Here is a 13,084-nt window from a genome sequence, read left to right as displayed (position 1 = left end):
CGGTTCGGCCGGCCGCCGGGACGGGCGGTTTCGATGACCCTGCCGGCGCTCATCGCCTGCGACGTCGACGGCACCCTGTTCGACGACGACGAGAAGGTCTCTCCGCGCACCCGCGACGCGATCCGCGCCGCGGTGGCCGCCGGCGCGCAGTTCGTGGTGGCGACCGGCCGTCCGCCGCGCTGGATCCGGCCCGTCGCCGACGCCCTGGGTTTCGCGCCGATCTCGGTGTGCGCCAACGGCGCCGTCATCTACGACGCCGCGACCGACCGGGTGGTGTCGACCCGCACGCTGCCCGTCGACACCCTGGCCGAGCTGGCCGAGCTGGCCACCCGCGTCATCCCCGGCGCCGGGCTGGCGGTCGAGCGCATCGGCGAGAGCGCCCATGACACCGCGACACCCCAGTTCGTCAGCTCGCCGGGCTACGAGCACGCGTGGCTGAACCCGGACAACACCGAGGTGTCGATCCAGGACCTGCTCAGCGCCCCGGCCATCAAGCTGCTCATTCGCCGATCCGGAGCCCGCAGCGCCGACATGGCGGCCGAGCTGGCCAAGCACGTCGGCATCGAGGGCGACATCACCTACTCCACCAACAACGGTCTGATCGAGATCGTGCCGCTGGGCACCAGCAAGGCCACCGGCATCGACGAGATCGCCCGGCCGCTGGAGATCGCCCCCGGGGAGGTGGTGGCGTTCGGTGACATGCCCAACGACCTGCCGATGCTGCGCTGGGCGGGGCACGGCGTGGCGATGGGCAACGCCCATCCGGACGTGCAGGCCGCCGCCGACGAGGTCACCACCGCGAACAATGACGACGGGGTGGGCCGGGTGCTGGAACGCTGGTGGCTTTAGCGCGGGGCAGTCGGCTTCAGCGGTGCGTCACGTGGGCGTGGGGTGCGACGGCAGCGAGAAGTGCTCGGCCGGAACCGTTGGGCCGCTTGGTGGTTCGGTCGTCAGCGGCACCGTGATCCCGTCCACGACCTCGGAGACGTTTCCGGTCAGCCGCTCGTAGTTCAGCGTCCCGTGCTGGAAGTTCTGCGTAATCTGCAGCGGCTCTTGGATTTCCGCGCTGGTCGGCAAGCCGAGCGGGCCGCGTTCATAGCTCTCCGAGGCCCAGGCGTCGTAGATGGCGCCGGTGACCGGCTGGGCGCCCGTCTCGGGTGACCAATACATCGCGCCCCGGGCGAACGTGACGAAGCGGGCGTCGCCTTCCGCGCTGTCCTCCGGGGAGGTCGGCGAGCCCAGCACGCTGTTCATCCCGCCGATCGCCAGCCAGTGGTCATAGATCGCACCGCCCTGCAGCGCCTTGATCAGTTCTTCCGGCGGATCGTTGACATGCGATGCGATGTCCCGCATTTCGTCCATCAGCGCGTAGGCGGCGTTGCCCGGGCAATCGGTGTTCCCGACGTCGCGGTGGGTGAAGATGGTCGGCAGCGTCGCGATGGAGCCGGCCGGGAAGGTGGTGTAGTGGCTGCCGGCCGACTCCAGCTGCACCGTGCCCTTGGGGTCGACGCCGTCCAGGCCGAGCCGCCAGCCGAGCAGCCGGCCCATGGTGCGCAGCTGGATCGGCGTGGGCGGCACGTCGTCAAAGTTGCCGATCATCGCCACACCCCAGGTGTTGCGGTTGAATCCGCCGGTGTGGAAGGCCTCGACCGCCTTGGTGAGTCCGCCTGCGCTGCCCTCGAATACCTGCCCGTACTTGTCGACTAGTGCGTTGTAAGCGATGTCGCACCAGCCCAGCGTCTTGCTGTGATAGGTGTAAATGGCCTTGACGATGCCCGCCGATTCGAGCGGCGAATAGTCGTTGCTGCCCGCGGTGTGGTGCACGACGGCCGCGCGAATCCCGTTGTCGTACTGGGGAGTACCGCAGCGCAGTGACTCGTCGGCGCCCCATTGGGCGCGGCTGATGATGGGCGGGGCCTGGCCGGGCATCAAGACGCCCGCCGGTGGCGTCCAATGCGTCTCGACGGGCGCTTGCGGCGGGGAGATGAGCACGGCCGAGATGTTCTGTCCGAACGGCTGTTCCCTGGACGCCGGCTTGTAGCCCAGGTCGGCCTTCTCGCTCGGCGGCGCCGGGGGCGGTTGCGTCACCGCCGCGTCCAGCGGGCGGGTGACAGCGATCTGGACGGTCGTAGTGGTGCCGACGAACACCGGATCGGTGCCGCGTGGCCCCTCGAGTGACCCCGTCGCCGTCGCCCCGTCGGGTGCCGCGGTTTCGTACTCGGTCTGATACCAAGGGCCCCACGACCCGTCGGGGCGCTTCGCGCGCACACGGGTGGACGTGCCGGCCAGGTCACCGGTCAGGGCGACCAGAGAAAACGGGGCGGTCTGGCTGATTTCGCGAACCGTGACGCCCGCGCCCAGCCCGACCAGCGGCTGCTCGACGAGTTGGGTGCCGCGCGACGGCGGCGGGCCGGCGGCGCCGCGATCGCGTGTCGTGCCCGCCACCCACGAGACGAGGACGACGGTCGCCGCCATGGCGGTGAGCACAATCGTCGGCGCGCGGCTGCGAGACACCAGCTGATGTTACGTGTGTTTCTATTGTTATCTGTGAGACGACACGAACTGCGCGCCGGAGAATCTGCACAAAATCGACGGCACCGCAGATGATTCTGCGGTGCCGTCTTGTGGAGGGTTTGTAAAGGACTAGACCGGAGGCAGCGCCGGTACCGCGCCGGCGGCCGCCGGCAACGCACCGGCCGCACCCGCGGCGGCGGGAAGAGCGCCCGCGGCCGCACCCGGAAGGGCACCCGCGGCACCGGGCAGCGCACCAGCGGCGCCCGGCAGCGCGCCCGCGGCGGCACCGGGCAGGGCACCGGCCGCACCCGGCAGGGCACCCGCGGCGCCCGCACCGCCATGCATGCCCTGCGTGATGGCCGGCATGACCAGGCCCTTGAGCAGGTCGATCGCCTGGCCGGCACCGAGCTGGTTGGCCGCTTGCATCACGTCGTTCACCAGGCCGCCACTGGCGCCACCGGTGCTCGAACCGCCGCCCAGGCCGGTCCCGCCGCCGATCGGCGAAGCGTTACCGAAGGTCGACGGGTCGCCCAGGATCGGGTAGGTGCCACCCGCGCCCGGGTCCAGCCCGGCCCCGGAGTCGATCGGCACCTCGCTCGGCGACAGCGCCGGGCCACCCAGGCCCGGAGTGACCCCGGCGGGGCTGGTCAGCCCGGGGTTGGACAGCGCCGGGTTGAGCCCGGCGCCCGGCGTCGCGACACCGCCACCGGGGGTGGTCGGCAATGCGCCGGGCGCGGTCAGGCCGGGCGTCATGGGCGCCGCACCGGGGCTCGCCAGGCCGGGGCTGGTCAGCCCGGGGCTCGTCAAGCCGGGGCTGGTCAGTCCGGGGCTGGTCAAGCCGGGGCTGGTAACGCCCGGATTGGTCAGGCCCGTTGTGCCCAGCCCGGGGTCCCCAGGCCCGGAGTGCCGAGGCCGGGGCTGGCGAGACCCGGCGTGCCGGTCGCACCCCCGTTCAAGGCCGGTATCGGGGGCATGTTGATCCCGAACTGCGACAGGCCCTGCGACAGCGCGCCCATCAGCTCGCCGGGCAGGTCGCTCATCACCGCTGCCTGCTTGAACTCGTGGTGCTCGGGCGCCTTGTTGCCGGCGGTCGATTCGTAGACAAGGAAGTACGCGCAAGGACTCGCCACTGCCAGGGCGGCAACCGCGCTCATGGCTGTTGAGAGCTTGCGTCGGCGTCGGTTCGGCACGGAAGTCTCCTCTATCTGACTGTGTGTTGTGTCGGCGCGTCCCACCGCTCCTAACTGGTGGGAATCACACAAGGTCGATGGTACGAGTGGTGAGCCTGTTACTAGAGTGGTGATATTGAATCGTGAGGCAATTGCGACCCCGACTGTGATCGCGGATCCCGGGCGCCCCAACGGGCGTCGTGACAGGGCCGACGCCCCTGCATGGCCTCGCCAAATGGGTTAGGGCCACGCGGTCGGATACCCTAAGCAACCGATGACCGCTCGTTTCGATCTTTTCGTCGTCGGCTCTGGATTCTTCGGACTGACCATTGCCGAGCGCGTGGCTACCCAGCTCGGGAAGCGCGTCCTCGTCGTGGACCGCCGACCGCACATCGGGGGCAACGCCTACTCAGAAGCCGAGCCGCACACCGGCATCGAGGTGCACAAGTACGGCGCCCACCTGTTTCACACCTCCAACAAGAGGGTGTGGGACTACGTGCGGCAGTTCACCGACTTCACCGACTACCGGCACCGCGTCTTCGCGATGCACAACGGGCAGGCCTACCAGTTCCCGATGGGGCTGGGCCTGGTGTCGCAGTTCTTCGGCAAGTACTTCACCCCCGACGAAGCCCGCAAGCTCATCGCCGAGCAGGCCGCCGAGATCGACACGGCCGACGCGCAGAACCTCGAGGAGAAGGCGATCTCGCTGATCGGCCGGCCGCTCTACGAGGCGTTCGTCAAGGGATACACGGCCAAGCAGTGGCAGACCGACCCCAAGGAGCTGCCGGCCGCGAACATCACCCGGCTGCCGGTGCGCTACACCTTCGACAACCGCTACTTTTCCGACACCTACGAGGGCCTGCCCGTCGACGGCTACACGGCCTGGCTGCGCAACATGGCCGCCGACGACCGCATCGAGGTCAGGCTGGACACCGACTGGTTCGACGTGCGCGACCAACTGCGCGCGGACAGCCCCGACGCACCGGTCGTCTACACCGGGCCGCTGGACCGCTACTTCGACTACGCCGAGGGCCGGCTGGGTTGGCGCACCCTCGATTTCGAGCTCGAAGTGCTGCCCATCGGCGACTTCCAGGGCACACCGGTGATGAACTACAACGACCCCGACGTGCCCTACACCCGCATCCACGAGTTCCGGCACTTCCACACCGAGCGTGACTATCCCGACGACAAGACCGTGATCATGCGGGAGTACTCGCGCTTCGCCGAGGACGACGACGAGCCCTACTATCCGATCAACACCGAAGCCGACCGCGCCGTCCTGGCCGCCTACCGGGCCAGGGCCAAGGCCGAGACCGCGTCGTCGAAGGTGCTGTTCGGCGGACGGCTGGGCACCTACCAATACCTGGATATGCACATGGCCATCGCCAGCGCCCTGAACATGTACGACAACGTGCTCGCCCCGCACCTGCGGGACGGCGCATCCCTGTCAGACGCCCAGAACAAAGAGGAAGGCGCGCGCTAGTGCGCGCCACGACGAATTGAGAGGGGTAGCGATGAGGTGGGGGTACCGCCCGCTTGCGGGGGAGAGTGGCGCCTGATGTCTGCCGTGAGCCTGCTGTCCCGGATCATCCTGCCGCGTCCCGGCGAGCCGCTCGACGTGCGCAAGCTGTATCTCGAGGAGTCGACGACCAACGCCCGGCGCGCCCACGCCACCAGCCGCACCTCGCTGGAGATCGGCAAAGAGTCCGAGGTGTCATTCGCCACCTACTTCAACGCGTTCCCGGCCAGCTACTGGCGGCGCTGGTCCATCTGTCAGTCGGTGGCGCTGCGCGTGGAGCTGACCGGGACCGGGCGGGTCGACGTGTACCGGACCAAGGCCACCGGGGTGCGCATCTCGGTGGAGGGCCGCCAATTCGTCGGCACCGAAGAGCAGCCGGCCGTCGTCGAGATCGAGGTGCCGCTCAAGCCGTTCGAGGACGGCGGCTGGATCTGGTTCGACATCACCACCGACACCGCGGTCAACCTGATCAGCGGCGGCTGGTACGCCACCGAGCCCGCGCCGGGCACGGCCAACATCGCCGTCGGCATCCCGACGTTCAACCGCCCCGCCGACTGCGTCAACGCGTTGGCCGACCTCACCGCGGATCCGTTGGTGGACAAGGTGATCGGCGCGGTCATCGTGCCGGACCAGGGCGTGCGCAAGGTGCGTGACCACCCGGACTTCGCGGCGGCGGCCGCGGGACTGGGCAGCAGGCTGTCCATCCATGACCAGCCCAACCTCGGCGGCTCCGGCGGCTACAGCCGGGTGATGTACGAAGCGCTGAAAAACACCGACTGCCAACAGATCCTGTTCATGGACGACGACATCCGCATCGAGCCGGACACGATCCTGCGGGTGCTGGCGCTCAACCGTTTCGCCAAGAAGCCGACGCTCATCGGCGGTCAGATGCTCAACCTGCAGGAGCCGTCGCACCTGCACATCATGGGCGAGGTCGTCAACCAGGCGAACTTCATGTGGACCGCGGCGCCGCACGCCGAGTACGACCACAACTTCGCCGAATTCCCGTTGAACGACAAGAACGATCGCAGCGCACTGCTGCACCGGCGCATCGACGTCGACTTCAACGGCTGGTGGACGTGCATGATCCCGCGGCAGGTCGCCGAGGAACTGGGCCAACCGCTGCCGCTGTTCATCAAATGGGACGACGCCGAATACGGCCTGCGCGCCGGCGAACACGGCTATCCGACGGTCACGCTGCCCGGCGCTGCGATCTGGCACATGGCGTGGAGCGACAAGGACGACGCCATCGACTGGCAGGCCTACTTCCACCTGCGCAACCGGTTGGTGGTGGCGGCGCTGCACTGGGACGGCGACATCACCGGGCTGGTCCGCAGCCATCTCAAGGCGACCCTGAAACACCTTGCCTGCCTTGAGTATTCGACGGTCGCTATCCAGAACCGGGCGATCGACGACTTCCTGGCCGGCCCGGAGCACATCTTCTCGATCCTGGAATCGGGCCTGCCGGAAGTGCATCGGCTGCGCAAGGAATACCCGGACGCCGTCGTGCTGCCCGCGGCCAGTGAGCTGCCGGCGCCGCGGAACAAGACCAGGGCGATGAAGCCCCCGGTGAACCCGGTGTCGATCAGCTACCGGCTGGCCCGCGGCATCCTGCACAACATGACCAAGGCCGACGCCGAGGCCCACACCCGGCCGGAGTTCAACGTGCCGACCCAGGACGCGCGCTGGTTCCGGCTGTGCACGGTCGACGGCGTCACGGTCACCACGGCCGACGGCTGCGGCGTGGTCTACCGGCAGCGGGACCGCCGAAAGATGTTCTCGCTGTTGTTCGCATCGGTGCGCCGTCAGCGCCAGCTGCTCAGCCGGTTCGACGAGATGCGCCGGGTGTATCGCGACGCGTTGCCCGTGTTGTCCAGCAAGCAGAAGTGGGAGACGGCGTTGCTGCCCGCTGCAGAACATGCATGAGGCCGCCGCTGCGCAGGCGCCCCGCGGCGAGGTAGCCGCGCTGGTCGCCGTCCAGGCGGCGCTGAGCGATCGCCCCGGGGCCCTACCGGTGGCGCGCGCGCTGTCCCACTTCGGCGAGCACAGCCTCGGCTGGGTGGCCGTCGCCGCGCTCGGTGCGGTGCTCTCCCCGAAGCGCAGCTGGGACTGGCTGGTGGCCGGGGCCGGGGCCTTCGCCGCACACGCGGCGGCCGTCATCGTCAAGCGGATCGTGCGCCGCAAGCGGCCGCATGATCCCGCCGTCGCGGTCAACGTCGGCACCCCCAGCCAACTGAGTTTCCCGTCGGCACATGCCACTTCGACCACCGCCGCGGCGATCCTGATGGGCCGGACCACGGGCCTGCCGCTGCCCGCCGTCCTGGTGCCCCCGATGGCGCTGTCGCGGATGCTGCTGGGCGTGCACTACCCCAGCGACGTGGCGTTCGGCATCGCCCTCGGTGCCGTCGTTGCGGCGATCGCGCGCCGCGCAGGAGAGGTCGCAAGAGGTGGAGCCGCATGAGTGAGGACGTCGTGACCCGACCGCCCGCCAATCTGGTCGCCGGGGTGATCAAGGCGATCCGCCCCCGGCAGTGGGTGAAGAACGTACTGGTGCTGGCCGCGCCGGTGGCCGGGCTGGGCAGCGGTATCCGCTACGAATACGGTCAGATGCTCACGCAGGTGGCATTGGCGTTCGTGGTATTCAGCCTGGCGGCGTCGGCGGTCTATCTGGTCAACGACGTGCGCGACGTCGAGGCCGACCGGGAGCACCCGACCAAACGGTTCCGCCCGATCGCGGCCGGCGTCGTCCCCGAGTGGCTGGCCTACGTGCTGGCGCTGGTGCTGGGGGTGGCCTCGCTGGGCATCGCGTGGATCGTGACGCCGAACCTGACGCTGGTGATGGCCGTCTACATCGTCATGCAGCTGGCGTACTGCTTCGGCCTCAAACACCAAGCGGTGCTTGACATTTGCATCGTGTCGTCGGCGTATCTGCTCCGGGCCATCGCCGGCGGCGTGGCCACCGACATCCCGCTGTCGCAGTGGTTCCTGTTGTCGGCAGCGTTCGCTTCGCTGTTCATGGTGGCCGGCAAGCGCTATGCCGAGCTGCAGGTCGCCGAGCGTACCGGGGCCAAGATCCGCAAATCGCTGGAGAGCTACACCAGCACCTATCTGCGCTTCGTCTGGACGATGTCGGCCACCGCGGTGGTGATCTGCTACGGCCTGTGGGCATTCGAGCGCGACCACCACTCGGGGTCCTGGTACGCGGTGTCGCTGGTGCCGTTCACCATCGCGATCCTGCGCTACGCGGTCGACGTGGACGGCGGACTGGCCGGCGAACCCGAAGACATCGCGCTGCGGGACCGGGTGCTGCAGCTGTTGTTCCTGGCGTGGATCGCGACGGTCGGAGCCGCCGTTGCCTTCGGTTAGCCCCGAACTGCAGGCTCTCAAAGCGCGCATGATGCGCAGCCGGCCGGTGATCAGGCGGCCCGGCTGGCCGGTGTTCCCGTACACCACCATGGTGCGGGTCAGCCTGTGGATCAGCGTGGCGGTGGTCGCCGTCCTGTTCGGTTGGGGGAGTTGGCAGCGCCGGTGGATCGCCGACGACGGGCTGATCGTGCTGCGCACCGTGCGCAATCTGCTCGCCGGCAACGGGCCGGTGTTCAACCAGGGTGAGCGGGTGGAGGCCAACACCTCCACGGCCTGGACGTACCTGATGTACGTCGGCAGCTGGGTCGGCGGCCCGCTGCGCATGGAGTACGTGGCGCTCGCGCTCGCCCTGGTGTTCTCGGTGGCGGGGGTGGCGCTGCTGATGCTGGGCGCCGCGCGGTTGTACGCCCCGAGCCTGCGGGGCCGCAGGGCGATCATGTTGCCCGCCGGCGCGCTGGTCTACATCGCGCTGCCGCCGGCGCGGGACTTCGCCACCTCCGGGCTGGAAAGCGGTTTGGCGCTGGCCTATCTCGGGCTGCTGTGGTGGATGATGGTCTGCTGGGCGCAGCCGGTGCGCAACCGCACCGATAACAAGGTGTTCGCCGGCCTGCTGGCGTTCGTCGCCGGGTTCAGCGTGCTGGTCCGGCCGGAACTGGCGCTGATGGGCGGGCTGGCGCTGATCATGATGCTGGTCGCGGCCCGCACGTGGCGCCGCCGGGTGCTGGTCGTGGTGGCCGGGGGTTTCGTGCCGGTCGCCTACGAGATTTTCCGGATGGGCTACTACGGCCTGCTGGTGCCCGGCACCGCCCTAGCCAAGGACGCGGCCGGGGACAAGTGGTCTCAGGGCATGATCTACCTCTCCAACTTCGACGCTCCGTACGCGGTGTGGATCCCCCTGGTGCTCCTCGTGCCGCTGGGCGTGCTGCTGTTCGCCGCCCGCCGGCGGCCGTCGTTCCTGCGCCCCGCGCTGGCGCCCAACTACGGGCGGGTGGCCCGCGCCGTGCACAGCCCGCCCGCGGTGGTGGCGTGGGTGCTGATCAGCGGGCTGTTGCAGGCGCTCTACTGGATCCGGCAAGGCGGCGACTTCATGCACGCGCGCGTGCTGCTTGCCCCGCTGTTCTGCCTGCTGGCGCCGGTCGCCGTCATCCCGATCGCCATCCCCGACGGCCAGGACTATTCACGGGAGACCGGTAACTGGGTCGCCGGCGCGGCCGGCGCGTTATGGCTGGGGTTGGCCGGATGGGCTCTGTGGGCGGCGAATTCGCCGGGCATGGGCGACGACGCCACCCACGTCACCTACTCCGGCATCGTCGACGAACGCCGCTTCTACGCCCAGGCCACCGGCCATGCGCACCCGCTGACCGCCGCGGACTACCTGGGCTATCCGCGGATGGCGGCCATCCTGACCGCCCTCAACAACACCCCCGGCGGCGCGTTGCTGCTGCCGTCGGGCAATTACATCCAGTGGGACCTGGTGCCGCAGGCGCAGCCGGCGCCCGGCGACACGTCCGCGCAAAAACCCCAGCATGCCGTGTTTTTCACCAACCTCGGGATGGTCGGCATGAACGTCGGGCTCGATGTCCGCGTCATCGATCAGATCGGTTTGGCGAATCCGCTTGCGCAACACACCGAACGGCTCAAGCACGGCCGCATCGGACACGACAAGAACCTCTTTCCCGACTGGGTGATCGCCGACGGCCCCTGGGTGAAGCTGCCCCCGGGGATTCCTGGCTATCTGGATGCGCAGTGGGTCGCCCAGGCCGTCTCGGCGCTGCAATGCCCCGAGACCAAGGCGGTGCTCAGCTCGGTGCGCGCGCCGATGACCCCGCACCGATTCGTGTCCAACCTGGTGAACTCCTTCCGGTTCACCGGTTACCGCATCGACCGGGTGCCCCGCTACGAACTGGCCCGTTGCGGGCTGCCGGTACCCGAAGAGGCGCCGCCCCCACCGCGCGAGTAAGCGTCGCGCAGAAGAAATTTCGGCACAAGCCGAACAAATCACAGTGCGCCGGTCACGAAAAAATGGCAGCAACATCACATTTGGCCCCTCACCAGCTCGCAATCACGGTCAGGCACACGTGATTACGGTGCCTTTTAGACACGTGTTCGAATTGAAAAGCGCTGGGTAGGAGGGTCGCTCGGCGGTTGGCGGCCATGCCTCGATGCGACCGAACGGCACAACGTGTGGTTGACTACACGAGCACTCCTGCGCTTCGCGCGGCGACGATGCGGGCCATGGCGGCCCGAGGAGGAGCTGGGCAATTGGGTTCGCGCAGGCAGTTCGACCCAATCAAGACAGTGGCCAGTCGGTGAAATGCGCCTACGGCCGCAAGAAGGATGAGGAAGCAAGGATGACGCTTGTCGACAGATTGCGCGGCGCCGTGGCGGGTATGCCGCGCCGGCTCGTCGTGGCGGCCGCTGGTGCGGCGCTGCTCTCGGGCCTGATTGGCGCCGTCGGAGGCTCGGCGACCGCCGGGGCCTTCTCGCGCCCGGGTCTGCCGGTGGAGTACCTACAGGTTCCGTCCGCCGCCATGGGCCGGGACATCAAGATCCAGTTCCAAAGCGGTGGCGCGAACTCGCCCGCGCTGTACCTGCTCGACGGTATGCGTGCGCAGGACGACTTCAACGGCTGGGACATCAACACCCCGGCGTTCGAGTGGTACAACCAGTCCGGCATCTCGACGGTCATGCCCGTCGGCGGCCAGTCCAGCTTCTACTCCGACTGGTACAAGCCCGCCTGCGGTAAGGCCGGCTGCGTCACCTACAAGTGGGAGACCTTCCTGACCAGCGAGCTGCCCTCGTACCTGGAGAGCCAGAAGCAGGTCAAGTCGACCGGCAGCGCCGTGGTCGGCCTGTCGATGGCCGGTTCGTCGGCGCTGATCCTGGCCGCCTACCACCCGCAGCAGTTCGTTTACGCCGGCTCGCTGTCGGCGCTGCTGGACCCGTCGCAGGGCATGGGCCCGTCGCTGATCGGCCTCGCCATGGGTGACGCCGGTGGCTACAAGGCCGCCGACATGTGGGGTCCGAAGGACGACCCGGCGTGGGCGCGCAACGACCCGTCGCTGCAGGTCGGCAAGCTGGTCGGCAACAACACCCGCATCTGGGTGTACTGCGGTAACGGCAAGCCGTCCGACCTGGGTGGCGACAACCTGCCCGCGAAGTTCCTCGAGGGCTTCGTGCGGACTTCCAACCTGAAGTTCCAGGACGCCTACAACGGGGCCGGTGGCCACAACGCGGTGTGGAACTTCGACGCCAACGGCACCCACGACTGGCCCTACTGGGGCGCGCAGCTGCAGGCGATGAAGCCTGACCTGCAGTCGGTGCTGGGCGCCACCCCGGGTGCGGGTCCGGCCACGGCCGCGGCCACCAACGCCGGTAACGGCCAGGGCACCTAACCACGCCAAGCAGTACGACCAGCGGCGGGAATCCTTCGGGATTCCCGCCGCTCTCGTTTGCGGACCGTGTGACTTGTTTCACTACCCGGCGCGCAGGGGAACTACGGCCCTGGCTAATGTGCTTTCAGCGACTACAGATGGAGGGTGGACATGACGGTCGTGCGGGGTATGTCGGCGCTTTTCCGGGTGTTCTGCGTAGCCGTGCTGGCCGTCGGGTTGGCCTTCGCGCTGCAGACCGCCGCGACGGTCGGCAAAGCCAGGGCGGCGGGCTACGAAAGCCTGATGGTTCCGTCGGCGGCGATGGGTCGCGACATCCCGGTGGCCTTCATGGCCGGCGGCCCGCACGCGGTCTACCTGCTCGACGCCTTCAACGCCGCCCCGGACGTGAGCAACTGGGTCACCGCCGGTAACGCGATGAACACGCTCGGCGGAAAGGGCATCTCGGTGGTGGCCCCGGCCGGCGGCGCGTGGAGCATGTACACCAACTGGGAGCAGGACGGCAGCAAGCAGTGGGACACGTTCCTGTCCAGCGAGCTGCCCGACTGGCTGGCCGCCAACAAGGGCCTGGCGCCCGGCGGACACGCCGCCGTCGGCGCCTCCCAGGGTGGCTACGCCGCGATGGCGCTGGCCGCATTCCACCCCGACCGGTTCGGCATGGCCGGATCGCTGTCCGGGTTCCTCTACCCGTCGAGCACCAACTACAACGGCGCGATCCTGGCGGGCCTGCAGCAGTTCGGCGGCGTCGACGGCAACGGCATGTGGGGAGCCCCGCAGCTGGGCCGGTGGAAGTGGCACGACCCCTACGTGCATGCCTCGCTGCTGGCGCAGAACAACACCCGGGTGTGGGTGTGGAGCCCGACCAACATGGGCGGCGACGACGCCGCGATGATCGGGCAGGCCGGTGCGGCGATGGGTAGCTCGCGCGAGTTCTATCAGCAGTACCGCAGCAACGGCGGGCACAACGGCCACTTCGACTTCCCCGGCGGCGGCGACAACGGCTGGGGCTCGTGGTCGGGGCAGCTGGGCGCCATGTCGGGCGACATCGTCGGCGCCATCCGCTAGCCCGTCGCTAGGGGGTCGCTGCCCGACTGGCCCAGTCGGCCGAGCCGGTACCGTGTAGG

The 13,084-nt window shown here is 68.8% G+C and carries 9 protein-coding genes and 1 pseudogene; 8 read left to right on the top strand and 2 right to left on the bottom strand.

Annotated features, from left to right (window positions below; genetic code table 11):
• The first annotated feature begins 33 nt into the window (after nucleotides 1–33).
• A complete protein-coding gene (locus B9D87_RS18180) occupies nucleotides 34–849 on the top strand; it encodes a Cof-type HAD-IIB family hydrolase (RefSeq protein ID WP_007771904.1) in 816 nt (271 codons plus the stop codon).
• Between the two features lie 27 nt (nucleotides 850–876).
• Here B9D87_RS18180 and B9D87_RS18175 read toward each other — a convergent pair whose 3' ends face one another.
• Both B9D87_RS18175 and B9D87_RS26875 read right to left on the bottom strand, forming a co-directional pair.
• Nucleotides 877–2,514: an N-acetylmuramoyl-L-alanine amidase gene (locus tag B9D87_RS18175; RefSeq protein ID WP_415623609.1), complete on the bottom strand. Its 1,638-nt coding sequence runs from the start codon at nucleotides 2,512–2,514 to the stop codon at nucleotides 877–879.
• Between the two features lie 129 nt (nucleotides 2,515–2,643).
• Nucleotides 2,644–3,704 (bottom strand): annotated as a pseudogene (locus B9D87_RS26875) (PirG).
• 253 nt (nucleotides 3,705–3,957) lie between these two features.
• On the opposite strand from B9D87_RS26875, the gene glf reads away from it, so the two are divergent.
• The 7 genes from glf to B9D87_RS18130 all read left to right on the top strand — a co-directional run bounded on the left by glf (nucleotide 3,958) and on the right by B9D87_RS18130 (nucleotide 13,025).
• Nucleotides 3,958–5,166, top strand: a complete 1,209-nt coding sequence (glf, locus tag B9D87_RS18160; protein WP_007771907.1) for a UDP-galactopyranose mutase — start codon at nucleotides 3,958–3,960, stop codon at nucleotides 5,164–5,166.
• A gap of 75 nt (nucleotides 5,167–5,241) precedes the next feature.
• Nucleotides 5,242–7,128 carry a glycosyltransferase gene (locus B9D87_RS18155; RefSeq protein WP_040630576.1) on the top strand — a complete coding sequence of 629 codons (1,887 nt, stop codon included), beginning with the start codon at nucleotides 5,242–5,244 and terminating at the stop codon, nucleotides 7,126–7,128.
• On the top strand, nucleotides 7,121–7,663 hold the full coding sequence (locus tag B9D87_RS18150) for a phosphatase PAP2 family protein (RefSeq protein ID WP_007771909.1): 543 nt from the start codon (nucleotides 7,121–7,123) through the stop codon (nucleotides 7,661–7,663). Before B9D87_RS18155 ends, B9D87_RS18150 begins: the two co-directional genes overlap by 8 nt.
• Nucleotides 7,660–8,568, top strand: coding sequence for a decaprenyl-phosphate phosphoribosyltransferase (locus tag B9D87_RS18145; protein ID WP_007771910.1), 909 nt, complete (start codon nucleotides 7,660–7,662; stop codon nucleotides 8,566–8,568). The genes B9D87_RS18150 and B9D87_RS18145 overlap by 4 nt, the downstream gene beginning before the upstream one ends.
• Nucleotides 8,555–10,528, top strand: coding sequence for a terminal beta-(1->2)-arabinofuranosyltransferase (aftB, locus tag B9D87_RS18140; protein WP_040630578.1), 1,974 nt, complete (start codon nucleotides 8,555–8,557; stop codon nucleotides 10,526–10,528). Before B9D87_RS18145 ends, aftB begins: the two co-directional genes overlap by 14 nt.
• Nucleotides 10,529–10,919: 391 nt before the next feature.
• Complete coding sequence (ag85A, locus tag B9D87_RS18135) at nucleotides 10,920–11,963, top strand: diacylglycerol acyltransferase/mycolyltransferase Ag85A (RefSeq protein ID WP_007771912.1); 1,044 nt, start codon at nucleotides 10,920–10,922, stop codon at nucleotides 11,961–11,963.
• 159 nt (nucleotides 11,964–12,122) lie between these two features.
• Nucleotides 12,123–13,025: an esterase family protein gene (locus tag B9D87_RS18130; RefSeq protein WP_007771913.1), complete on the top strand. Its 903-nt coding sequence runs from the start codon at nucleotides 12,123–12,125 to the stop codon at nucleotides 13,023–13,025.
• The last annotated feature ends 59 nt before the right edge of the window (nucleotides 13,026–13,084 follow it).

The sequence above is a fragment of the Mycobacterium colombiense CECT 3035 genome, from assembly GCF_002105755.1.
Lineage (GTDB): Bacteria > Actinomycetota > Actinomycetes > Mycobacteriales > Mycobacteriaceae > Mycobacterium > Mycobacterium colombiense.
Note: the sequence above shows the minus strand (reverse complement) of the source record. Positions and strands in the feature narration are given on the sequence as shown.